We start from the raw sequence: 26,655 nt of genomic DNA, 5'->3' as shown, positions 1-26,655 counted from the left end.
TTTGAAATACTTCGTCAAATTAATGAAAAAGCTATTTTGTAATGAAAAAAAATGTAAAAATAATTGCGCTAATAATCTTACTGCTAATTGTTAATGCTTGTAAAAAAACAACAGGTAAAGTAAGTAATGTAAACGCTTATAGTGAATATGTATCTGTATTTCCTGAAAAGCTAGTATCTATTACTCCAAAATTTGATTTCTTTTTAAAGAAAAAAATAGAAGAAGCAACTGTAAATAATGATGTTTTTACAATTAGTCCGAAAGTAAAAGGAGAAGTAACATTTAAGAATAATGTAATTTCTTTTATTCCAAATGAAAAATTACAAAGTAATCAAGAGTATAAACTTACATTACATTTATCAAAATTATATGATGAAATAGATTCAGATTTAAAAGATTTTACAATAAAAGTAAAAACAAAGGAATTACTTTTTAATGTATCATTAAAGTCTCCAAAGGTTTCAAGTAAAGATATATATGTCGTAGAAGGAGTTTTAACGGCTAGCGATGTGATAGAAAGTTCAAAACTACCAACGCTTATAAAAGCAAATTATAATGGAAAACAAACAGAAGTAAAGTTTGAGACTTTTGAAAAATTTGCTTCGAAAATACATTTTAAAATAGATAGCTTACAACGTTTTGATGATGATAAAGTTTTAAAAATTGAATGGGATGGAACGTCAATAAAATCAACATCAAAAGGAGATAGAGAGCTAATAATAACAGGGAAAAATAATTTTAAAGTTTTAAATGCAGAAGTAGTTAATACAGATAAACAGCACATTGAAATTAGTTTTTCAGATCCAATAAAAAAAGGACAAGATTTAAGCGGGTTAATTCAATTTGAAAATACACAGAAAAGAAGATTTACTTACAAAATAAGTAATAATGTGGTAAATATATATCCAAAATCTTCTTTTAAAAATAAGGTAGTTATAAACGTTTTTAAAGGAATAAAAAATTCAGAAGGGTATGATTTAAAAGAAAAGTTTAGTAAAACATTACATTTTGAACAATTAAAACCTTCAGTTTCTTTTATAAAAAGTGGGTCAATTTTACCAAACTCAAACAATTTAAAAATCAATTTTAAATCTGTTAATTTAAAAGCGGTAGATGCAACAGTTTACAAGATTTATAAAAATAATGTCTTACAATTTTTACAACATAATAATTTAAATAACCAAGGAAATTTACGTTATGTAGGAAGGCCAGAAGCAAAGTACACAGTAAATTTAACCAACCAAGGAGTAGATTTAACAAAAGAAAATGCATTTGCCATTGATTTAACAGAAGTCTTAGCAATAGAAAATGGGGCTATGTATAGAGTAGAGCTATCATTTAATAAAGAGTATTCAAATTATTCTTGTGATGGAATTGTAAATAGTAGCACAATAGTGTATGGTAAAAAGAAAATAAACACAAAGCAATACGATAGTCAAAATTATTATAATAATGATTATTACAATTATAATTGGAGAGATAGAGAAAACCCTTGTACTTCATCTTATTACTACAGTAAAAAAATTAGTACTAATATCTTAGCTACTAATTTAGGAGTAATTGTAAAAAAAGGAAATAATAATAAAACCTTTATAGCAGTTACAAATTTATTAACTGCAGAGTCAGCTTCTGGAGCAAAAGTAACCCTGTTTAATTTACAGCAACAAGCAGTAACAACACTAACAACAGACAAAGAAGGAATTGCGAAGTTTGATGAAATAACAAATGCTTTTTTTGCAGTAGTAACAAAAAATAATAATACAACTTACGTTAAATTGAATGAGGGAAGTGCATTGTCAATGAGTAAGTTTGATGTATCAGGAACAAAACTTCAAAAAGGAATAAAAGGTTATATATACGGAGAAAGAGGTGTGTGGAGACCAGGAGATCAATTGTTTTTAACGTTTGTGTTAAATGATAAAGCAAATCCATTACCAGAAAAACATCCAATAAAGTTTGAATTGATAAATCCACAAGGTAAAATTGTAGATAGAAAAATTCAATATAAGAATGCACATAATGTATATGCCTATGCACCAAAAACTAATGTGGATGCAATTACAGGAAATTGGAAATTGAGAGTAAGTGTTGGAGGAGCAGTTTTTACAAAGACTTTAAAAATAGAAACGATAAAACCGAATCGTTTAAAGATTAAACTAAATACTGCTACTGAAGTAATAAAAGCGAATACGTCAATTGATGGAGATGTAGAAGTTAAATGGTTGCATGGTGCCATAGCAAGGAACTTAAAACTAGATATAAACGGAAAGTTTAGACAAACAAAAACAGAATTTTCTAAATTCAAGAATTATAATTTTGACGATGTTACTAGGAGATTTGGTACAGAAGAATTTTCAGTATTAAAAGGAAAATTAAATAACGAAGGAGAAACAAAGTTTTCAGTAAAACCTAAATTAGATACGAAAGCTCCTGGAATGTTGAAAGCGAGTTTTATAACTAAGGTTTATGAAAATGGAGGAGATTTTAGTACCGATGTATTTACTAAAAAAGTATCGCCATATACTAGTTATGTAGGTTTATTAAACGCAGAAGAGCAACAATCAAAAAACTATTTATTTACAGATGAAAAATATACTTTTAATGTAGCAACAGTTAATGAAAATGGAGTAGGAGTAGCAAATCGTTTAGACGTAAAAGTATATAAGCTATCTTGGCGTTGGTGGTGGAGCACTTCAGATAATGGACTTTCTAATTATGACGGAACACGTTACCATGAACCATATAAAACTGTGCAAGTAAAAACAGGTGCAAATGGAAAAGGGTCGTTTGATTTAAAAGTAAGTGAAAATGATTGGGGACGTTATTTAATAAAAATTACAGATAAAAAGAGTAAACACGTAACGTCAAACATTGCATATTTCGATTGGCCTTCTTGGTATGGGAAGAAAAAAGGAAGTCAAGATAAAACAAATGCAACAATGCTAGTTTTTACAACAGATAAAGAGACTTATAATGTAAAGGAAACAGCAACAGTTAAATTTCCATCATCAGAGGGAGGTAGAGCATTAATTACTATAGAAAATGGTACAGAAGTATTAGATCATTTTTGGGTGCCAACAAAAGCAAAACAAACAAAATTCTCTTTCCCAGTATTGGCAAATTATACCCCAAATGTGTATGTAAATATTTCATTACTACAAAAGCATAGTCAAACAGTAAATGATTTACCAATACGTATGTATGGATCTTTACCAATGTTGGTAAATGACCCGGCAACTAAATTGGAACCAGAAATACAGTTAGCAGATGAGTTAAGACCAGAATCTGTAGCAAATATTAGAGTAAAAGAAAAGAATGGAAAGCCAATGACTTATACAATAGCATTGGTAGATGATGGTTTACTAGATTTAACACGATTTAAAACGCCAAATCCATGGAATACATTTTATGCTAGGCAATCGTTAGGAGTTAGAACTTGGGATATTTTTGATGATGTAATTGGAGCATATGGAGGAAAAGTAAATCAAATATTAAGTATTGGAGGAGACGAAGCTGAAGCAGGAAGTAAGAATAAGAAAGCTAACCGATTTAAGCCAATGGTTACCTATTTAGGACCATTTAATTTAGAAAAAGGAGACATACAAAAACATTCGATAAAAATACCAAAGTATGTAGGGTCGGTAAGAGCAATGGTAGTAGCTACAAATGCGAAAGAAGAAGCTTATGGAAGCGACGAGAAAACAGCATTTGTACGCAAGCCAGTTATGATTTTAGCATCCTTACCTCGAAAAATTACACCGCAAGAAACCGTAACATTGCCAGTAACCGTTTTTGCTATGAAACCAGAAATTAAAAAAGTAAAGGTAACGGTAGCGCCAAATGAATCGTACACAATAGTTGGAGATAAAACACAAACTATTTCATTTAATCAGCCAGATGAAAAAATGGCATATTTTACATTAAAAGTAAATGATTTTAAAGGAATAGGAAAAGTAAAAATAAATGCAAGTTCAGGGAATGAAAAAGCATCTTACGAAGTAGAAATAGATGTGTTAAATCCAAATCCTGTAACTACAGAAGTAAAAGACTTGGTATTAAAATCTAATGAAGTAAAAGAAATAGATTTTACAGCTTTTGGAACCAAAGGAACAAATACTGCGAGTGTTGAATTATCAACATTACCACCAATGAATTTTACTAAACGTATGGGATATCTAATTCGTTATCCGCATGGTTGTGTAGAGCAAACAACCTCTAGTGCGTTTCCACAGTTATATTTACCAGAAATATTTGATTTATCAAAAGAAAAGCAACAATCAATAGAACGAAATATTAAAGCAACAATTCAACGATTGTCAGATTTTCAAATATCAAACGGAGGTTTATCATATTGGCAAGGAAATAGTAGTGCTGATAATTGGGGAACATCGTATGCAGGTCATTTTATGATTGAAGCAGCAAAAAAAGGTTATGTATTACCAATAGGTTTTAAATCAAATTGGATAGCTTATCAGAAACAACAAGCTCGTAATTGGAGAAATAATTCAAGTTATTACAACAATGCATTTAATCAAGCGTATAGATTGTATACTTTAAGTTTGGCAAATAGCCCAGATTTAGCATCTATGAATCGTTTAAGAGAAACTAAAAACATTTCAAATCAAGCAAAAATGCGTTTAGCAGCAGCATACGCTTTAATAGGAAAGAAGTCGATAGCAAATATTATTTTAGGAACTCTAACAGAAGAAAATTACGCTAGAAGGTATTATTATAATTATGGTTCAGAAACTAGAAATAAAGCCATGGCTCTAGAAACATATACGTTGTTAAAAGATGAAGTAAAAGCAATTAAATTGGCGAAAGAAATAGCAGGAAATTTATCTAGTGATAAATGGATGAGTACACAAACTACTGCATTTAGTTTATTAGCAATGAGTCAATATGCCCTACAAAATGGAGATAATACAGGTATTCACGCAAGTTATACTTTGAATAGTAATTCAAAAAAGATTAATATTCAGAAAGCATTGTATGCAGAAGATATAGAAGAAATAAAGAAAGAAAACACGTTTAAAATATCGAATAAAAGTAAAGGTGTATTATATGTACGATTATTGAATAAGGGAATTTTACCGGTAGGCGTAGAGAAAATAGTTCAAAAAAATTTAGAAACAACGATAACTTATAAAACTAAAGGGGGAAACCGTATAGATCCAATAAGTATATCACAAGGGACTAACTTTATAGCAGAAGTAACTGTACGAAATTCAACAAATGATAAAGTAGAGAATATAGCATTAACTGAATATATACCTTCTGGATGGGAAATTATTAATACAAGATTTACTGATTTTGGAAACAATACTACTTCTTCAAAAGTAGATTATACAGATATTAGAGATGCAAGTATTAGTAATTATTTTACTTTAAATAAGTATGAAATCAAAACATTTAGAGTATTGTTAAATGCATCGTATTTAGGTAAGTATTATTTACCAGGAGTACAAGTAGAAGCTATGTACGATAATGATTATATAGCACGTACAAAAGGACAATGGATTGAAGTAGTGAAGTAAACTTAAATAAATTTGTTTACATTTATTTAAAACTCAGAATTGTATTCAATTCTGAGTTTTTTTTATAGATTTTTTTTAATATTGCCGCTTAATTTAATTTCTAAATGCTATGAGAAAATATACAATATTTTTAGGTTTAATTTCCTTTTTTTTCTTTTTAAATTCATGTATGCCAACAAGACATTATATAAATAATGTAGTAAAAAATGGTGAAATTATGAATTCAAAAATTAAATCTATTTTAATTGCTGGGCATGAAAATGTTCAATTAAATAACTTCACTAAAACCTATAAAAAAAATTATGAGAATGATAAAGCTTTTTTAAAATCATATTTAAATGAGTTTGTAACACAAATAAGACAAAATAATAAGTCTTCTAACTTTGAAATAGATACTACCACTAATTGGGATGTGTTAATTGAAGGATACAATGCAAATAATCAAGCTGAAATAAACTCATTATTTATAAATAGTGATAAACGTTATTTATTATATTTTAAAAACTTCACGATTAATAATAGGTTTGTATCTTCATATTCACCTGGTTTTGGACCTGGAAGCTTTGGACATCATAACACAACAGAGTTTTGTGTTGTAACGGCTAAAGTTATAGTTTATAATATAAAAGAGAAAAAACAAATATTAGAGTTTGATTCTACTGGTGAAAGTTCAGTATTTATGTTTGATTTTACCAAAACATTATTGAAAGCTAAAACAAGATCTATTGAAAATGTTATCGAATATATAACAACAGGAAAAAGATCATAGAAATTATAATTTTCCTTCAAAAGGAATGCGTAAATGAGACAAAGCTTATTGAGAAATCAATAAGCTTTGTAATTTCCAAAATACTTAATCTTTCCTAATCAAAGACTACTTATCTTTGCGGTTGATAAAAAATTTCATAGATATTTAAATATTATGGCAACGACAATGAAAACACAGGAAGATATTTTAGCAAAATTGAATATCTATGAATTAAATGAAATGCAACAAAAAGCAATTTCAACAATTGATGAAACTGCAAATACAGTAATACTTTCTCCTACAGGAACTGGTAAAACCTTGGGCTTTTTACTACCAACGTTAAAACTGATAGAACCTGATAATAAAGAGATTCAAGCTCTAATTTTAGTACCATCAAGAGAATTAGCTATTCAAATAGAACAGGTAATTCGTGAAATGGGAACAGGTTTAAAAGTAAATGCCGTGTATGGTGGACGTTCAATGGCGAAAGATAAAATTGAATTAAAGCATACTCCAAGTATTTTAATTGGTACTCCAGGTAGAATTTCAGATCACTTTGCAAACGATCGTTTTTCTAAAGACAGTATAAAGACCTTAATTTTAGACGAGTTCGATAAATCGTTAGAAGTAGGTTTTGAGTATGAAATGCGTGGAATTATTAATCAGTTACCTAATATTAGTAAACGTATTTTAACATCAGCAACTCAAGAAGCTGAAATACCAGAGTTTGTTCGTTTAAATAACCCTACTATATTAAATTACTTAACAGGTAAAAAATCTAGACAGTTAACTTTAAAAACGGTTGTTTCTCCTATAAAAAATAAGAATCAGACTTTAGTTGAATTGTTAAAACATATAGGAAATCAACAAGGAATTATATTCTGTAATTTAAAAGACAGTATAAATCATGTAAGCGAGTTCTTAACCAAAAATAAGATAGCACATAGTTGTTTTTCAGGAGGGATGGAACAAAGAGATCGTGAGCGCTCGTTGATAAAATTCAGAAATGGAACAAGTCAGGTGTTAATTGCAACTGATTTAGCAGCAAGAGGAATTGATATTCCAGAAATGAAATATATTATTCATTACGAGTTGCCAGAAAGAGTTGAAGAATTTACACATAGAAATGGTAGAACTGCAAGAGTAAATGCTAAAGGAACTGCTTATATTTTAAAATGGCAAAAAGAAAGCTTACCGGAGTTTCTTAAAAATATTCCTAATGCTGATATTTCTCAAAAAGAAAAATTAAAGCCTAATTATTGGGAAACTTTATTTATTTCTGGAGGAAGAAAAGATAAAATTTCAAAAGGAGATATTGCAGGATTGTTCTTTAAAAAAGGAAACTTAACAAAAGATCAATTAGGTGTTATTGAATTAAAGCAAGATTGTGCCTTTATTTCAGTGCCTATAAGTGAAGCAAAAAAGTTAATAGAAGAATTAAATAATACACGTTTAAAGAATAAAAAAGTACGTATTACTTTGGCATAAATTATACTATTACACAAATAAAAAAAGTACTTACTAATAATTGTAAGTACTTTTTTTATTTGTATAGGTTTAGAACATTAATAAAATAACTACAAATAAGGTTTTTCATTTGCAAATAAACCACCTTCATATATTTGCTTCCATTTTAAAGGAATATCACCATCTAGAATAATATTTGCCATGATATAAGCTTGTGCTTTCCATCTTAATTCTAGTTTAGCTATATGCTTATCTACTTTTGAATATTTTTTTGTTTTAATAAGAGTAACCAGTTTATTAATATATTTTTTATCTAGCTTAAGCAGTTCAAATGAAGGTAAGAGTTTTTTATAATCCTCTTTGCTTTTTATAGCAAGAGCCATAGTTGCCCAAACATTATTTAAATTCAAGCCTTCTTTTTCGGAAATATTTAACGCAGAAGCTATCATTTGTTTAGTTGCTCCTTTAGAAGCTCCAATTAAACGTAGAGCATAAGCTTTATAATCTTCAAATTTTTGAGCTAATTCATAAGCTTCTACTATTTTACCTTTATGTAAAAGATAATAAATATAATCAGGGTTTGTAGTCTTACCTTCTATGTTTCCATTTTCTAAATTATTATAATAGTTTATTTCTTCATTGTCTATTATACTAGCATACTTTTCTTCCTTTGATATATTGTTTAACACTCTTTTTATGCGTTCTGCATTATTAGCTACTAATTCTTGGAGCCCTTTGTTTTCATTATTTACAATTTCAAAAGCTTCATATGCTTTTGAAAAGGACCCATTTTCACTATAACAACTTGCAGCTGCAAGAGCTAACCAACTATGATTTTTCCATTTTTCGTAACCTTTTATAAATTGAGCATTTTTTTCATTTTCATTTTCTATACATCTAGTTGCTAAATAAAAATAATTTGGATTGTTTGGAGAATTAATTAATAATTGTGTGTTCTTCTCACAAATATTTTTGAGAGATAAAGAATCACTAAGATCTTGCATAGCCCTTAAACTAATTAATTCTGTTGGGTTTTTAGCTAATCTAGATTTAACAACATCAATTCCATTAGGTATTTCGTTTAAATAATGTAACCATGTTATTAAATGTTTACTGTTTTCATGATCCCATTTGCTATGAGTTTTGATAATGTTATTTTGTTGAATAGAATCAGTTAACATGCTCATAATATTTTCTGGCGCAATATCGCTGTAAGCATGTAAGGCATACCTTTTTTCTCCGCTACTACCAGAAGATAAATCAATTGATACAGGAGGTTCTTCTAAAACGTAATCAACCTTAGTAGAAAACCATTTTTTAGAGCCTAAATAAGTTCTTTGATTTATTCCTGAGGGTGTATAATTATAGCCATAGAAAATAGGGTACTCCATAAAAACACTAGCATTTGCAATATTATAAATATATGCAGAATGATCATTAAACTCAAAATCATCTTCTTCAATTAACGCTCCTTCTAGTGTAGTAGTTATGCTATGATATTTTTCACCATAATTTAATTGTAATTTCTTTGATGAATTTGGAGGTATAAAATAAATATCATCATTAAAAGAGACGTTTACATTTGTTTGAAGTCCATTATAGACATATAAAGGTAGTTTTTGAGAATAATTACCATAATACAGAGCTGCTAGAACAATACTAGCAGAAACGCCAAATTTAGCTATGGAAGGAATTAAACCATCTCCAATAATAAAACGATCCCATGAACTTAACTTTTGCTGGATTTCTCGCTCATTTCCAGAAACTAAAGTGTCATATTTTTCAGGAATAGAGAGAGAGTTTGTTTTTAAGTCTAAAGGTTGTTGTTGTAAATAAGCATTCTTAACTTTATCCTCAGTCTCTAATAATAATTCTAATGATTCATTTCTTAATTTTTGAAGAGCATTTATAGCTATATTAGTCCAACCATCAATTACATTTACCCAATCATTTATGTTTTCTTTATCAGGAGGGGTTAATTTAAATTCTTCAAATAGTGAAGAATAGTTTTCTATATTAATGTTTTTTAGTAGTTCAGATGAAAGTTTAATCTCATTACTGTGCAAGTAAACTCTTCTTAAAACACTATAATATTCATTACCAAGCTTAAGAATTCCTGCTAATTCAGATGAAGATACATTTCCATCAGCTAGTGCTATAATTAAAGTATGATTAAAACTATCTCTTATATCATTAATACTAGAAATACTATGTTCGCTATAATGTACTAGTTTCGTTAATTCTTTTAAATAAACACTAGCTTTTATATTTATAAGTTTTGAAGCTTTAAAATGAATAGTCCTACAACGTTTATCGTGTTCCATTAATTCTTGCTGAATTTCATCAACTTCTTTTTGCAAAGAATTTAAAAGCTCAGGAATATCTTTTCTTTTTATTTCATTTCCTCTATGCCATATTCTTCTTTTTTCTATAGTTATAGCTTCATTTTTACTTATAGTTAATGCAGTAATTTCTTGTTGTATTTCCTGAAGTAGATCAATTTTTTTACTAATTTCTTTAGGATAAAGTTTATCAAAATCGTCTTTTAAAGGTTTAATAGGAACATCGGCATCAAATAAAGATTCAGATGTTTTAAAATTTAAAAAAGGCTGTCTTTGTAAAAAAGTAGAGTGATATTTTGGATTTAAAAATAACCAATTGAAAAATGTAGAATTTTGTTTTTTTAAAGCTTCTTCATTACTTATTGAAACAGTTTCGACCTTACTTGTTTTAATAAGTCGTTCAGTTAATTCTTTTTTATAAAAAGATGGATTAGAAAATAAATCCCAAGATAATCGATTATCTATTGGTTCATAAATATAAGTTTTCTTAGCATTGTTTTCTCTTTCTATATCAGCTGGATGTGTTTCCCACATTTTTGGCGGGTTATACTTTGCAGAAGTAAATATTCTATGCTTTTCACGATTTTCTTTAGGGATTTCAGGAGATTTACCATAATTAGTATTATCCAATACTTTAGCCATTTGTTGTATGTAATTAGTTTGCAATACATACATATCTTCAATTGCTTTTTTTTCTTGTAAATCTTCGTTAATACAATTTAAAGCATTGGCATAAGCTTCATCGGCTATTTGTAATTTATACAAAGCATGAATAAGTGCATCACTTCCTGTTAAGGAAACAGCAACCAAATCAGCTTGAAATTCCATTTCTCTAGATAAAGCTCTTTCAGCAATAATTACAATACTGAAACAAATTTCAATTAAAGATCTAATAGCCCAAACTAAAATTGAAAGTATCCATCCAATCCATGATATCCTTATATCGATACTTGACAGTCCGGCTAAAAAATTGTCAAAAGCATCTCGTTTAGTAATAATTTTATGAGCTATTTGCTGAGCAACATAAACATATCTACCTAGTAGCATTGATTTTTGAGCAAAATGTCCAAATTCATGAGCCAATACAGCCTTAAATTCACCAAGACTTAATACATTAACTAATCCAAGTCCAATTTCTAAGTTCTTTTTTGAAGGTATAAGTAAGTTTAAAAAAGAAATGTCATAGGAAACACTAGCATTAACTCGATCTGTTAAAAACACTTTGTGAGGCCTTGGAGCTCCTGCTTCATCAGCTAATTTATATAGGAAATCAAATAATAAAGGTTCATCCTTCTTACTGATATATTGTTGCATTGAATTTTCTTCTTTTTTATTTAAAAAGAAAAGAGATTTTATCATAAAAAGTGATAAAAAACCAAAGCATATGGCAAGTAAATAATTCCAAAAATGGCCATCAAAATTATTAGCATCAACAAATAAATTGTAAGCTAATTTGGCAAACCATACTGTTAATGAAAAATATAGAATTATAAAAAGAAATAAACCAAGTACAGATAACCATACATGTTTTTTAAAAGATTTTGTTGGTTGTGTTAAACCAGTCGGTATTTTGGCCGACATTTTAGTGTAAAAACTATTCATAGCATTTTAAGTTTTCTTATTCAAGAATCCAAATATAATTAAAAGATTGATTATAAAAAGAATAATTGTTTATGCTTAATAAGAAGATGCTAATAAGATATTAGTAAAGTATTTAATTGTATTATTTTTCGCTATTCAAAATCTCTTTTACAGCAGCTTGGTATTTCTTCGGATTTCCAGCTTTTTTAATTTTTTTATACGTTTTACGAGGATCAGCAAAAGATTGAGAAAAATATTCCCAAAAGCCTAACATTTTCATTTTTATTGGAGTTGGCCCCGATAAAGCAGCATCGTATTGTTGATATATTTCATTATGAAAAGTTTCAAAACGTTTCCATCTATCTTTCGGATATTCTGTAGTATTATCTTTAATCATTTGTGGTAAAAAAGGATCAGCAATTAATCCACGCCCAATCATAAAATGTGTAATGCTAGGAAAACGTTCTTTCATAGCATTAAAGCTTTCTACAGAAGTAATATCACCATTATAATACAATTGATGTTTGGCAACATCTATACATTTTTGAAAAGCCTCTAAATCTACTCCACCTTTATATAGTTGCTTACCAATACGAGCATGAATAGCTATATTCTTTAAAGGATATTTATCTAAAATAGGGAAGGAGTGTAAAATTTCTTCGCTATTTTCATATCCCATTCTCATTTTCATAGAAACTAAAATATCTGTTTCATTATGAGCTTTGTGTAAAACTTCATCAATTCTTGCAGGGTCGCAAATTAATCCAGACCCCATACCTGATTTGGTTACCATTGGGTAAGGGCAACCTAAGTTCCAGTTTAATTCTTTATATCCTAAACTTTGTACATATTTAGCAACAAACAAAAACTCATCAGGATTATTCGTAATAACTTGAGGAATAACCGTTAAAGTTGTGTTATTTTCAGGTAGTAAATCACGTTCGTAACTAGATTTTATTTTAAATTTCCCATTCAATCTAATATATGGAGCATAATAGGTATCAATACCACCAAAATATTTGTGTTGGGCATTTCTAAAACGAAAATCGGTAAATCCTTGTAAAGGAGACGAAAGTAAGGTGAAACTCATAGTATTTAATAAGCTGCAAATATAACTTACTTATGGTTATATTTTAGTGATAAACTTTATACTTTTGAATTGAATAAATTGTAGATGAAAAAAGGCGTAAACTTTCTGAAAAAGCATAAAATAAAGTCAATCATTATAAGTGCATTAATGATTGTTTATTATAATTGTTTGCCTCAAAAACTTTTTCAAACACCAACATCAACAGTTGTAACAGCAAGAAATAATGAGTTATTAGGAGCTGTAGTTGCAAAAGATGGGCAATGGCGGTTTCCTGAATTAGATTCAGTTCCAAAAAAGTTTGAGCAGTGTATTTTACAATTTGAAGATGCACATTTCTATCAACATTTTGGCTTTAATCCTGTTGCTATGGGAAAAGCAATGTTTGATAATATTAAAGCTAAGAAAATAGTTAGAGGAGGAAGTACTATTACGCAACAAGTAATTCGTTTAGCACGTAAAAATCAACAACGTTCCTATATTGAGAAGTTAAAAGAACTAGTATTAGCAACCCGATTAGAGTTTAAGTATTCAAAAGAAGAGATTTTAAAACTATATGCATCTCATGCACCTTTTGGAGGTAATGTAGTAGGTTTAGAAATGGCTTCGTGGCGTTATTTTGGTTTACAACCACATCAACTTTCTTGGGCAGAAAGTGCAACGTTAGCTGTATTACCCAATGCACCATCTTTAATTTACCCAGGAAAGAATCAACTAAAATTAAAAAAGAAAAGAAATCGGTTATTAGGCAAGTTGTATAAAGAGAATATCATTGATAAAATAACTTATGAGTTAGCTCTTGAAGAAGAATTACCAAAAAGGCCTTATGCTTTACCTAGCTTAGCAAAACACTTAGTACAAGAAATAGAAAAAAAGCACCAAGGAAAATACATACAAAGTTCTATAGACATCCATATACAGAGACAAGTGAATAATTTAGCAAAGCAACATTATTTACATCAAAAACAGAACGAAGTATATAATTTGGCAGTATTGGTGTTGGATGTTAAAACTAGGAAAGTAGTAAGTTATGTAGGAAACTCACCTACAGACAAACAACATCAAAAAGATGTAAATAATATTATTGCTCCTCGGAGTACAGGAAGTACTTTAAAACCATTTTTATATGCACATATGTTGCAATCTGGAGATTTATTACCAACTCAATTAGTAGCTGATATTCCAACAGAAATAGCTGGGTATAGTCCTAATAATTTTAATTTAACTTTTGATGGTGCAGTTCCTGCAAATGAAGCTTTAACAAGATCGTTAAACATTCCTGCTGTACGCATGTTACAATCGTATGGATTAGAAAAATTTACAGAAGATTTAAAAGAGTATCATATTAATGATATTAATAAACCTGCTGATTATTATGGCTTATCTTTAATTTTAGGTGGTGCTGAAGCTAGTTTATGGGATTTGAGTAAAACATTTGCAGGTTATGCAGGTATTATAAATAATTATGAAGCTTTAAAACATAAATATTATAAAAATGAATTTGTCTCTCCGAGTTATACAAACTCAAATAAAATTGATTTAGGGACTGTAAATGAAAATTATGTAACTATTGATGCTGGTACAGCATTTACTACTTTAAACACGTTAACAGAAGTTAATAGGCCATATACGGACCAAGCATGGAAGTATTTTGATTCTTCACAAAAAATAGGTTGGAAAACTGGAACTAGTTTTGGAAATAAAGATGCTTGGGCAATTGGAGTAACTCCAAAATATGTAGTAGGAGTGTGGGTTGGAAACTCTGATGGAGAAGGACGTCCAGATTTAACAGGAGTTGGAAGTGCCGCACCGTTAATGTTTAATGTTTTTGATGTTTTACCTAAATCGGATTGGTTTTTAGAACCTTATGAAGATTTAATAGAAGAGAAAGTTTGCGAGCAAAGTGGTTACTTAGCTTTGCCTATTTGTAAATCGATAATAAAAGGAATTCCTAAAAGTGGAATAAATGCTAAATCATGTCTATATCATAAACAAATTACGGTTGATAAATTTGAAAAGTATAGAGTAAATTCTGCTTGTGAGTCTATAACTAATACAAAAAATATTGTATGGTTTGAATTGCCTCCTTTAATGGCATATTATTATCAACAAAAAAACGCCAATTATAAGACTTTACCTAGTTTCAGAAATGATTGTATTCAAATAGAGAGTACTACTATGGATTTTATTTTTCCGTCGAAAAAATATTCGAAAGTATCATTAATACGAAATGAAAATAAAAAACTAAATCCTGTTATTTTAAAATTAATGCACGCAAATGAAGGAGCTAAGGTGTATTGGTATTTAAATAACAAATATATAGGCACAACACAACAATATCATGAGCAATCTATAAAACCTAAAATAGGAAAATATAAAATAACAGTTATAGATGATTTTGGAAATGAAAAAATACGCTTTATAGAGGTTAAATAATAACCTCTTTTTTCTTAATCACGCTTTTTAATCGAACTCCAAAATCAGCTAAAGATTTAATTTCTTTAACACCTGCTAAACGTTCTCTACCAATAACTAGTAAACCTTGATTACTTGCTTCTATATGATAATATTTATTGCTTTCGAAAAATAAAATTAATTCATCTGTAAAGAAAAATCTAATTTTTGATTCATCTTTTCCAGATAAATAAAATCTCTTTGAAAAATCTGGATGATTTTCTATGTTAATATCTTTAAACCCTGCAAAGTGGTATATGTATTCAAAAATTCCTTCTCTATCTAAAGTAAATTCTGGTAAATCTTCACCTAAATCAATATGCAACATTGTTGCTTTTATAATTTGTTTAGCAAAAAGTTCACCTTCGTGAAATTCTACATCAAAAAGTGTACAATTTTTATTAGATAATATATTAGATACTTTATTTATTTGTCTAGTTTTAAAATATCCAAAATGTGGTATTTGAGTAACAGATTCTTTAGGTAAAGCTGTATAACTCCATCCTAAATCATTACTAATAGCTTGTAGTGCTTTTTGTCTTTTTGTTAAATTATTTAAATTAGTTGTTCCTTCTGTTTGGATAGGAATATTTTTACGAAGCGCAAAAGGATGCTCACTACCAGTTTTATATCCATCAAGCCCAATTACTTCAAAGTGTCCTCCTTTACGTTTAAAAGATTCAGCATAATTATGTAGGTTTTCCATTACAGAATGATCCACAAAATCACATAAAGTAAAATCAATTATAGCATCTTCATTTTCCGGAATCTGATCTAGTTTAGCTTTTAATTTTGTGTAATTTAAAAAACTGGAAAAATTTTCAACTGAAACATAGTATTTTTCATCTTCTTTAAACATTAAAACATTAGGTTTTAATAAGTTTTTAAGAAAAAACATAAAATTTTTATTGATAAATACGTGAATAACAAAAGTAATAAAGATACCTGCTAAAATTCCTGTAATTAAACTAGTAGCAATAGTTGTTAATAAGGTAACTAAAAATATAATTAACTGTTCTGTACCAATTTGAAAAACTTTTCTAATATTCTCAGGAGAGGCTAATTTGTATCCTGTATATACTAAAATAGCAGCTAAGGCAGGAAGAGGGATTTTACGTAGTTCGGCAGCAAATAATAAGATAAAAGCAACTAAAAAAGCTGCGTGAAAAAAGTTAGCTGAACGATTACTTCCTTTATTATTAACATTTACAGAACTTCGAGCAATTACTGTAACTACATTTAAACCACCAAGAAAACCACTAATAACAGTAGCTAATCCTAAAGCACGAATATCTTTATTTACGTTAGAACGTCGTTTTAAAGGATCTAATTTGTCAACGGCTTTAATACTTAATAAACTTTCTATACTTGCAATTAAAGTAATAGCAATTACTGCATTTATAAACTCAAATTGATAAATTTTACTAAAATCAGGAAAAGCAAAATTAGATAACACGTCATTGGGTAAACTAATTAAAATACTTTTATCTATAGGATACGCAGAAGTAGAAAACATATCATAGTAATAATATAAACCTACACTTAAAACCACAATCCACATTGGTGCTGGAATTAATTGAAAGTATTTGTTTCTAATTTTACTATAAAAAACCATTATAAGTAAGCTCACTATACCTACTAATCCCGCATAAAAAGTACTTGTGTTATCTGTATTTATAAATTCAATAATTCCTTGAGGAACTTGTATTAATAAATCAATAATGCTCCCTTTAGCATTTAAGTTACCAAACATTACATGAATTTGCTTGGCAAAAATACCAATACCAATAGCGGCTAACATTCCTTGTATGGCGGAAGAAGGAAAGAAATCTCCAAGAGAACCTAGGCGTAAGAACCCTAAAATAATCATGATAATTCCAGAAACAACAATGGCAGCTAGAGTATATAGAAAACCTTGATGCATATCTCCAGCTCCTAAAGTAGTTATAGCTGCTAGAATTACTACTACTAATCCGTTACCAGGTCCAGTAATAGTTACATTTGAGCCACCTAGTATAGCAACAACAGAACCTCCAATAATAGCAGCAATTATTCCTGATATTGGTGGTGCTCCAGAAGCTAAAGCTAAGCCTAAACCTAATGGAAGAGCTATTAATGATACTACAAATCCTGAAAAAATATTTTGTGGTAATTCGCCTAAAAATGTTTTAAATCGATTCTTTTTCCCCATTTATTTAACTATTAAAACATCTGTTGGTAATTCTGATAAAATGTATTCTAAATCGTGAGGAAAAATTCTATCAATAATTCCCATTTTTTTTGGAGCATTCATTACTAATAAATCTGCTCTTTTAATTTTTGCATAGTGACCTATAGAATACCCTCTACGCCCAAATATACTTTGTTTTTTTATAATAATATCGTTGGTGTCAATTTGTTTAAGCATGCATTCCACACGAAAGTCTTCACGTTTTTTTAAACGTTCTTTAGCTAATGTAGCCTTGCGTAATGTAGCATCATCACTAACTTTTACATTTAATTCTGCTTGACTAATCTCTTCAACTATAGTAACTCTTTTGCAATCTAAGTTTTTAGAAATAGTAAAAGCAGCTTTAATTGTTTCTTCGGTTTTTTCATCTTCTAAGCCACTTACAACAATATGTTTACAAGGGATTCTTTCAATAGATGGTTTTATTAAAAGGAGTACAGAACATTGCGCTTTACGAGTAAGTTCTCTAGCAATAGAGCCTACATAATATTTATATAGTTTTTCTTTTTGTAAAGCACCAAGTATTAGTAAATCAACGTTTTCTTGTATTGTTGTTTCAAGTATTACATTTACAGGTTTACCTTCTTGCCAAAGTGTTTTTAATGGTTGTTGTAATTTAGGAGCTTCATTTAACAATTGTTGTAATTGTTTTTCTTTTTCATTAGACTTTTCTCCAACATGTACTCCAATTACCTGAGCTCCAAACATATTCCCTAATCTAAAAGCCTCAAATAAATTAGCTTTTAAATTGGGAGAGAAAGCAATACCAATTAAAATTTTTTTAATCAAAATATTGTTTATTTTTAAGATTTCGAAGATAAAAATTTTATTCTTATTTAAAGAAATAATATTTAGCACATTAAAAGACTATGGTAGAGTTAGCAGGAATTATTATTTTAGGAATTTTAGCACAATGGGTAGCATGGAAATTTAAAATTCCAGCAATATTGCCTTTAATTTTGATAGGATTATTAGTTGGTCCTGTTGCTGCTGAATTTTTTAGTGAAGATGGAAGTAAGTGGATAGAACCTATATGGAATGGAAAGAAAGGATTATTTCCTGGTGATGGACTGTTCTATTTTGTGTCTTTAGCAATAAGTATTATTCTTTTTGAAGGAGGACTTACCCTAAGAAAAAGTGAGATTTCTAATGTAGGACCCGTGATAACAAAACTTATTACTTTAGGTTCTGCAGTAACTTTTGTTATTTCAGGAATACTTGCACATTATATTTTTGGATTAGGTTGGGAAATTTCAATGCTATTTTCAGCTTTAATTATAGTAACTGGTCCAACAGTAATATCGCCAATATTAAGAAATGTACCTCTTAAAAAAGATGTAGCAGCAGTATTAAAATGGGAAGGGATTTTAATAGACCCTATTGGAGCTTTAGTAGCTGTATTAGTTTTTGAATTTATTAGTGTAGGTGGAGGAAGTGGTTTTACTAAAACTGCATTATTAGAATTTGGAAAAATTTTATTATTTGGATCTACATTTGGTTTTACTTTTGCTCATGCTTTAATTTTTATAGTGAATAAAAAATTAGTGCCACATTATTTATTAAATGTAGTTTCACTTTCAACAGTGCTATTTGTGTTTGTATTGTCAGATTTATTTGCACATGAATCAGGTTTATTATCAGTAGTAGTAATGGGGATGGTAATAGCTAATAGCAAGATTCATAGTTTTGATGAATTATTATATTTTAAAGAGTCACTTTCTGTATTATTAATATCGATACTTTTTATTTTGTTGGCAGCAAATATGGATATGAGCCAACTAGAGCTTATCTTTAATTGGAAAGCTTTACTATTATTTGCAGCGATAGTCTTAGTTATACGTCCCTTAGGTGTATTTTTAAGTACTAGAGGATCTACTTTAAAATTAAATGAGAAATTATTTATAAGTTGGGTAGGACCTAGAGGTATTGTAGCTGCTGGTATTGCTTCATTATTTGGAAGTAAATTAATGAATCAAGGTATAGTAGGAGCAGAGTATATTACGCCTTTGGTATTTATGATTGTATTAGGTACAGTACTTTTAAATGCAACTACTGCACGTTTATTTGCGAAGATTGTAGGTGTATTTTTAAAAGAATCAGAAGCAATAATAATTATTGGAGCATCAGAAGCGGCAAGAGTTATAGCTAAATATTTGGTGGAGAATGATAGAAGAGTAGTACTATTAGATCAAAACAAAGACTATATTGAAAAGGCACGAAACAATAAAATTGAAGCTTTTGATATTGATATTTATAATGATAGTATAGATGAAAAAGTAGAATTGAGTGATGTAGGTTATTTAATAGCTATGACCGGTAGTGATGTAGTAAATAAATATGCAATAGCTCAATTGTCTGAACAATATGGTGAAAAAGGAGCATATAGAATAGCAAGTTCTAAAGAAGTAAAAGAAGATGAAATAGAAAACGAAGTTAATTTGTTTACTAAAAATGATGATTATATCAATTTGAATGAAAGTGCAAGAGATTATCCTGCAATACACGAATTGATTATTACTTCAAAAGAAGATTTTACAACGAAGCTTGAAAAAATTAATAAAGAATTAAAATCTATACCATTATTTATAAAGGTAGGAGATGCTTTAGAATTATTACCAACATTCAATTTAGAAAATATTAAAGAGAATAATGCAATTGTTTATTTAGGGAAAAAGTTAGAGGTCTAATCCAAAAGTTTGCTTTAATTTTTCAATTAAAGGGTTTTTTTCTTTTAATTTCTCATATTTTTCATGAGGTGTATAAGCAAACTTCTTTTCAATAGTTTCATTAACTACAATTTCAATAGAAATACCATAATTATTGAGAGATTCTCGTAAATAACGCATTAATTTTGGCTTTCCTTTTTCTAATTGAGCTTTCATTAACTCATTAGGAATAGAAAAGCTTATTTTATGATTTGCTCCTAATAATGGAGTGTCTGATGCTAAAATAGCTGCCATGCTACGCTCTCCAAGACCTTGTAACTTAAAATAATATTTCTTCCAAGTTTCACTTAATTCTTCGTTGGTAAAAGGTGTTTTTGGATGGTTTTCAAAATTTTCATCATCGTCAAAAGAAGTACTAACCACCTTTTTATTATGAATACTTTTTAAAGATAAAGCAGAAGCTCTACGCTTTATGTTTTTTAATAAAGGCTTGGTTGCTTTCGGAACTTCTTTGACCTCAGGTTTAACTTCTTGAGGAATCTCAGAAGCTTTAACAATTGGTTTAATTGCAATTTTCTTTATCGTTGGCGATAAAGAAGTAAAAAAAGTAGCTGGAATTATGTAGTTGCTAGATTTTTTTTTTGCTCCATCAAAAGTGATAGAGGCTATTTGCATTAAGGTAAGTTCTACCAGTAAACGTTGATTTTTACTGCCTCGATATTTTAAGTCACAATCATTAGCTTTGTCAATAGCAGGAAGCAAAAATTGCATATTAGCTTTTTTCGCTTGATCAAAATATTTCTTTTTAGTATTATCTCCAACCTCTAATAATTGTATTGTTGCTTCATCTTTAGCAACTAATAAATCTCTAAAGTGTGAGGCAAGTCCATTAATAAAATGGTGTCCTTCAAAACCTTTACTTAAAACATCATTAAAGGCCATTAATACTTGTGGAATCTTATTTTCTAATAATAAATCAGTGATGTTAAAATAGACATCATAATCAAGTACATTTAAGTTCTGAGTAACAGCTTCACGGGTTAAGTTACTTCCAGAAAAACTTACAACTCTATCAAAAATAGATAAAGCATCACGCATGGCTCCATCTGCTTTTTGAGCAATTACATGCAAAGCATCGTCTTCAGCCGTAATATTTTCTTTAGCACAAATAATTTTTAAATACTCTTTTGCATCTAAAACTCCGATTCGTTTAAAATCAAAAATTTGACAACGAGATAATATCGTTGGAATAATTTTATGCTTTTCTGTAGTTGCTAAAATAAATATAGCATGTGCAGGCGGTTCTTCTAAGGTTTTTAAAAAAGCGTTAAAAGCTGCTTGAGAAAGCATGTGAACCTCGTCAATAATATATACTTTATATTTTCCCGTTTGAGGAGGTATACGAACCTGATCAGTTAAATTACGAATGTCATCAACTGAATTATTAGAAGCAGCATCTAATTCGAAAATGTTAAAAGCAAAATCTTCATCTTCATTAGTAGTATCTGCGTTTTCTTGATTTATTCTTTTAGCTAGAATACGAGCACAAGAAGTTTTACCAACACCACGAGGTCCTGTAAAAAGTAAAGCCTGTGCTAAATGATTATTTTTTATAGCATTTTCTAACGTATTCGTTATGGCTTGTTGGCCAACAACATCTTCAAAATTTTGAGGACGATACTTACGTGCTGATACTATAAAATGCTCCATTTAATTGCTCCTGTTTACTCAAACAAAAGTAAAAAACCACATTACAATTAGCAAACAATTTTCTTAAGGAAACCCTAAAGTTGTAAACAATTGTAAAAACTTGTTTTTTTAAACGACTGAATAGATATAAAAGTTTAAAATTTATGAAGATACTTAAACCAATAGCACTTTTAGCTGTGCTCTTTTTAACTATTATTTTTACAAATTTCACAGAGAAACAAGTAAAGATAGAAAACAATGAGGCAATAAACTATTTAGAAAAAACAGAAGTAGCCTATTTTGCTAGTGGGTGTTTTTGGTGTGTTGAAGCTATTTTTGAAAGTGTAAAAGGAGTGGAGGAAGCTGTCTCAGGTTACGCAGGAGGTCTCACAAAAAATCCAACGTATAGAAAAATAGGTACTGGTAGAACAGGGCATGCTGAAACTGTTGCGGTTTATTATAATACTAAAAAAGTTAGTTTTCAAACCTTGGTAGATGTTTACTTCGGATCACATAATCCAACTACCAAAAATGGACAACATCCAGATTATGGTACACAATATAGATCTATTGCATTTTATAAAAATGAAAAAGAGAAACAAATCATAGAGAGTACTATTAAGAAATTAAATAAAGAGTTTTATAAGGGGAAAATAGTTACTGAAGTAACAAAATTCACTAAGTTTTATCCAGCAGAAGAATACCATCAAAATTATGAAAAGCTGCATCCTGAAAACCCTTATGTTCAAAAAGTTTCTATTCCTAGATTAAATCGTTTTAAGCGAAAATTTCCAGAATTGCTTAAAAAGGAAAAGCATTAAACTTTATTAATTTAAAGTTTGTTTATATAAAAAGAAAACTCCCCAAAATTTGGGGAGTTTTTGATTTTCTATATATTAAACTGTAAACCTAGAACAATATTTCTACCAGGATTTAGTATTCCATTTGATTTTAATCTAGATAAATGGTTAATATATTTTTCATTAAAAAGGTTATTTATAGCTACAGACGTAGTAAACTTATATTTGTTAATCATGATATCTCCTCCAAAACCAAAGTTTATCAAATTATAAGCAGGCGTGGTAGTTTCAAATTGACTAACATTGTTTTGTTTAAAATATGAGTGCATACTTAATGATGTATAACCATGTTGCAACCATTTTTTAATAGAAAACTCTGTTCTAAGTGTATTCTTCCATGCATTAGCTGGTATTAAGGGTAAATAGTTACCACTATCCTGTTTACCTATAACTGTTTCAAAACTACTTTCTATATGTAACCAATCTAATGGGTGTGGGTGTAAATGAAAACCAAATTCACCACCATATAATTTAGCATCTTCTTGTAAATACGTATAAACTGGAGCACCGTCTTCAATTTCACCTGTTGGTGATAAATAAATATAGTTGTTTAATTTATTATAAAATCCATTGGCAAATATTTCAAAGTGCTCAGTATTATAATCAAATGAAATATCTAATTGTAAATTTTTCTCGTTAACAAGATTATTATTTCCTTTTTCAAAACGATTCGTTCCATGATGAACTCCATTAGAAGTTAATTCTGCTAAATTAGGAGCCCTAAAACCATTAGCTATATTAATACGTGTATTTAAAACAGCAAATAATTTAGTTTTCAATCCTAATGAGGCAGTAAAACTATTAAATGATTTATCTATGGTATTGAAAATATGTACTTCATTTTCATGTTGTACTTCATGTCTTTCTGTTTTAATAGATCGGTTGTCAAAACGTATACCTCCTTGTAAACGAGTATTATTACTAAGTTCAAAATTAGCAGTAGTAAATACCCCAAAATCATTAATTTTAGCATTAGGTATTAATAATTCTTCGCCAAAATTAGTATTTGTTTGATGCAATCCTTGAGTACCAATTAAAAGTTCAAACTTATTCATTTTAGGAAAATGATATTTAGTGTTATAGCTAAATGTTTTTAACTTCATACTTAAAGCTGCTTCACCTTCTTCGTGCTCTTCATGTTCTTCTTCGGTTTCACCTTCTTCGTGTTCCTCATGCTCTTCAAACTCTTTTCTATTGTTTATAGTATATCCTAAATCAATATCTAATTTTGAGTTTTTGAAGAATAAATGATTGTGTAAACTAATAATATGATTATCTATATCTTGAAAAGGAATTTCTAAATGTGTTTCTTTAGTTTGTTCACCGATACCTTCAGTTAATCCAAGTCTTGAATTATTAAAATTATAACGTAATTCAGAAGAGAAGTTTTTTTCATGAAAACCAACACCAAGTTTTAAATCTTTTTCTTTAAAACGAGTATTGGTTGCTCTTTGATTAGGAGTTTTATAATCTGAATGAATAGCATAGGTTCCTCTTGCTAAAAATTGCCAATTTTTAAGAGACGATTTTACCCCTAATGAAGTATTGCTTCCTATTGTATTACTAAAGTAACGTTGATTTACATTGAATTTAGTAGTGTTTTCTGGAGCAAATTTTTCTGGTTGAATATATAAAACACCTCCTAAAGCATCTGAACCATATAATAAAGAAGCAGGTCCTTTTATAACTTCAATACTTTCAATTCCTGCATCGCTTATTCCTAACCCATGTTCGCCTCCAAATTGCTGGTTTTCTAAACGAATACCTTGCGTGTATACTAATACTCTATTACCACTTAAACCTCTTATTACTGGCTTACCAATTGAAGCTCCAGTTGTAATTTGAGAAACTCCAGCTATATTTGTAATTCCTTCAGATAACGTAGTGGCTCCAGTTTTTTGGATAGCTTTAGCAGACAATCGTTCTACTTTCATTACATTTTCAGATTGTAATTTATTAAAAGGTGTAGAAATTATAATTTCATCTATTTTAAAAACAGATTCTTCCAATTGCAAATCAAATGTAATATTCTGATTGTTAAAAATAAATTCTTTAGAAACAGTTTTAAATCCTAAAAAAGTAAAGTTAATAGTAACTTTTCCATTTGGAATGTTTTTAAAAGTATAGTCTCCTTGATCATTAGAAACTGTTCCTTTATGTAATTGATTTGAGAATACTTCAACTCCTAAAAGAGGTGATTTATTAATGTCTGTAATTTTTCCTGATAAATTATTTTGCGCGTATATAACCGACGTTCCTATAAACAATAGGAAGAATACTATTTTTTTCATTTAATGTATTTTACTGTGAAATAATAAGTTTGTTATTCTTTTTTTTATAACAATTTGATTAAACAGTAAAATAAGGAGGTCCTCGTGAGGTTCTTTTATCGGAATAAACAACAGAAACTACTTGAGGTAGAAAAGTGTATTCTTTTTTATAAAAATGTTGTGGTATTACAGCATAATTTGAAGCTGTTGAATACGAGAAAACTTGAAGTTGATAATGAAATAAAGAACAATCTAATTCTTGTTCATGAAAGTGATGATCGTCAATAGATGAACAAATGGTATGTTCATGATTTTCAAAACTATGAGCTATTTGTATTACTGATGGTAATAGTAACACAAGTAAACTTAGAAGGGCTATATGTTTTTTTAAGCGAAACATGATTTCAGAAGCAAAGGTATTAAAAAATAAATACCCGATAACCTTTACGACTATCGGGTATTGTTTTAAATATCTTAAATTTTTCTTAATGGTTTTTTTTACTTCCTCTAATACGCATATTTAACATCTCTACACCTAAAGAAAAGGTAATAGCAAAATATAAATATCCTTTTGGTATAACACCTATTTCTTCACCAAATAATTTAGCGTGTGATAAGTGAGCACTTTCAGCAATTAGCATGAATCCAATTAATATTAAGAATGATAATCCTAACATTTGAATTGTTGGGTGTTTGTTTACAAACTTACCAACTGGATTCGCAAATAACATCATAATAATCATAGATAGAATAACTGAAGCAATCATAATAACCATTGCACCTTCAACACCGTTAGTCATACCTACTGCAGTTAAAATAGAGTCGAATGAGAATACAATATTAATTAAAGTTATTTGAATTATAGCTTGTGTTAATGTATAACCCTTTTGAGGTTTACCATCTGTATCTTCATCTTCATGACCCTCTACTTTATGATGGATTTCTTTGGTACTCTTATAAAGAAGAAATATACCTCCAGCAAATAATATTAATGCTTGACCAGTAAAACCTGCTTTAAACCAAGAGAAATCTATATGAAAAAGAGGAGCATTCATTGCAATAAGTAATGAAATACCAAAAAGTAAAGCAATACGTAATACCATTGCTAATACTAAACCTATATTGGTAGCTTTTTTTTGTAGTTTTTCAGGTAATTTATTAGCTGCAATTGATATAAATATAATATTATCAATACCTAAAACGATTTCTAAAAATGTTAAGGTTACTAATGCACCCCAAGTATCGGGTTGTAAAAATATTTCCATAGTTTATTTTACTTTATATACGGTTCCTTTTTGTTTAAAATTTGAGTATCCAATCCTTGCTGTAAAGCTATAAGAGCTATCTGTAACTTTAGTAAGTTGAACAAATATAGGGTCTTTATCTAAATCTGTTTTTGGGTTTTTCATTTTTAAATAGTAAGCGAAGTTATTTTTCCACTTAATGTATAAAGTATCTATGTGTATACTTTCTTTTTCAGTAACAAGACTATCAGTTGAAATACTTACTTTTTTAGTATACTTTTCTATTTGTAAGCTATCTTTTCTAATAATAATAGTTTTTCCATAACCATCGCCTGCAGGAATTTCAAAGGTTCCGTATTTAAAACGTGTTGGGTCTCCTTTTTTTTCTGGAGTACATGAGGAAAATAAAATAGCAAAAAGAAAAAGAATAATTCCACAACTAATTATAATAGAAGATGAAAAATTAACAGATTTAATCAT

Annotated in this window: 15 protein-coding genes; 6 read left to right on the top strand and 9 right to left on the bottom strand. The window is 28.9% G+C overall.

The annotated features are described in order from the left end of the window. Positions 1-41 precede the first annotated feature (41 nt). The 3 genes from Q0881_RS15995 to Q0881_RS15985 all read left to right on the top strand — a co-directional run bounded on the left by Q0881_RS15995 (position 42) and on the right by Q0881_RS15985 (position 7,773). Positions 42-5,537, top strand: coding sequence for an MG2 domain-containing protein (locus Q0881_RS15995; protein ID WP_299162471.1), 5,496 nt, complete (start codon positions 42-44; stop codon positions 5,535-5,537). Between the two features lie 109 nt (positions 5,538-5,646). Continuing rightward, positions 5,647-6,306 (top strand): hypothetical protein, encoded by a 660-nt coding sequence (locus Q0881_RS15990; RefSeq protein WP_299162467.1) that lies wholly within the window; start codon positions 5,647-5,649, stop codon positions 6,304-6,306. A 153-nt stretch (positions 6,307-6,459) separates the two neighbouring features. After that, complete coding sequence (locus Q0881_RS15985) at positions 6,460-7,773, top strand: DEAD/DEAH box helicase (RefSeq protein ID WP_299162465.1); 1,314 nt, start codon at positions 6,460-6,462, stop codon at positions 7,771-7,773. A gap of 89 nt (positions 7,774-7,862) precedes the next feature. Here Q0881_RS15985 and Q0881_RS15980 read toward each other — a convergent pair whose 3' ends face one another. Together Q0881_RS15980 and Q0881_RS15975 are read right to left on the bottom strand one after the other, a co-directional pair. Beyond that, positions 7,863-11,696 (bottom strand): M48 family metallopeptidase, encoded by a 3,834-nt coding sequence (locus tag Q0881_RS15980; RefSeq protein ID WP_299162463.1) that lies wholly within the window; start codon positions 11,694-11,696, stop codon positions 7,863-7,865. A 121-nt stretch (positions 11,697-11,817) separates the two neighbouring features. After that, entirely contained in the window at positions 11,818-12,765 is a 948-nt protein-coding gene (locus Q0881_RS15975) for a tRNA-dihydrouridine synthase family protein (protein ID WP_299162461.1), read from the bottom strand. 84 nt (positions 12,766-12,849) lie between these two features. On the opposite strand from Q0881_RS15975, the gene pbpC reads away from it, so the two are divergent. Further along, a complete protein-coding gene (pbpC, locus tag Q0881_RS15970) occupies positions 12,850-15,198 on the top strand; it encodes a penicillin-binding protein 1C (protein ID WP_299162458.1) in 2,349 nt (782 codons plus the stop codon). Here the strand turns inward: pbpC and Q0881_RS15965 are convergent. Then, positions 15,191-17,407: a SulP family inorganic anion transporter gene (locus Q0881_RS15965; RefSeq protein ID WP_299162455.1), complete on the bottom strand. Its 2,217-nt coding sequence runs from the start codon at positions 17,405-17,407 to the stop codon at positions 15,191-15,193. The two genes, pbpC and Q0881_RS15965, sit on opposite strands and share 8 nt — an antisense overlap. Beyond that, positions 17,408-18,235 carry a universal stress protein gene (locus tag Q0881_RS15960; RefSeq protein ID WP_299162452.1) on the bottom strand — a complete coding sequence of 276 codons (828 nt, stop codon included), beginning with the start codon at positions 18,233-18,235 and terminating at the stop codon, positions 17,408-17,410. Between the two features lie 80 nt (positions 18,236-18,315). On the opposite strand from Q0881_RS15960, the gene Q0881_RS15955 reads away from it, so the two are divergent. Then, positions 18,316-20,133, top strand: a complete 1,818-nt coding sequence (locus tag Q0881_RS15955; protein ID WP_299162449.1) for a sodium:proton antiporter — start codon at positions 18,316-18,318, stop codon at positions 20,131-20,133. Here Q0881_RS15955 and dnaX read toward each other — a convergent pair. Beyond that, positions 20,122-21,822, bottom strand: a complete 1,701-nt coding sequence (dnaX, locus tag Q0881_RS15950) for a DNA polymerase III subunit gamma/tau (protein ID WP_299162446.1) — start codon at positions 21,820-21,822, stop codon at positions 20,122-20,124. The two genes, Q0881_RS15955 and dnaX, sit on opposite strands and share 12 nt — an antisense overlap. Before the next feature lie 143 nt (positions 21,823-21,965). Between dnaX and msrA the strand changes: the two genes are divergently transcribed. Beyond that, complete coding sequence (gene msrA, locus Q0881_RS15945) at positions 21,966-22,622, top strand: peptide-methionine (S)-S-oxide reductase MsrA (protein WP_299162443.1); 657 nt, start codon at positions 21,966-21,968, stop codon at positions 22,620-22,622. A 68-nt stretch (positions 22,623-22,690) separates the two neighbouring features. Here msrA and Q0881_RS15940 read toward each other — a convergent pair whose 3' ends face one another. The 4 genes from Q0881_RS15940 to Q0881_RS15925 all read right to left on the bottom strand — a co-directional run bounded on the left by Q0881_RS15940 (position 22,691) and on the right by Q0881_RS15925 (position 26,655). After that, positions 22,691-24,952, bottom strand: coding sequence for a TonB-dependent receptor (locus Q0881_RS15940; RefSeq protein WP_299162440.1), 2,262 nt, complete (start codon positions 24,950-24,952; stop codon positions 22,691-22,693). Between the two features lie 58 nt (positions 24,953-25,010). Further along, entirely contained in the window at positions 25,011-25,331 is a 321-nt protein-coding gene (locus tag Q0881_RS15935; protein WP_299162437.1) for a hypothetical protein, read from the bottom strand. An 85-nt stretch (positions 25,332-25,416) separates the two neighbouring features. Continuing rightward, complete coding sequence (locus tag Q0881_RS15930; RefSeq protein ID WP_299162435.1) at positions 25,417-26,196, bottom strand: TerC family protein; 780 nt, start codon at positions 26,194-26,196, stop codon at positions 25,417-25,419. A 3-nt stretch (positions 26,197-26,199) separates the two neighbouring features. After that, positions 26,200-26,655, bottom strand: coding sequence for a hypothetical protein (locus tag Q0881_RS15925; protein WP_299162432.1), 456 nt, complete (start codon positions 26,653-26,655; stop codon positions 26,200-26,202).

This window comes from uncultured Tenacibaculum sp. (assembly GCF_947494125.1).
Lineage (GTDB): Bacteria > Bacteroidota > Bacteroidia > Flavobacteriales > Flavobacteriaceae > Polaribacter.
The sequence above is the reverse complement of the archived record's forward strand: the minus strand, read 5'-3'. Positions and strand labels throughout refer to the sequence as shown.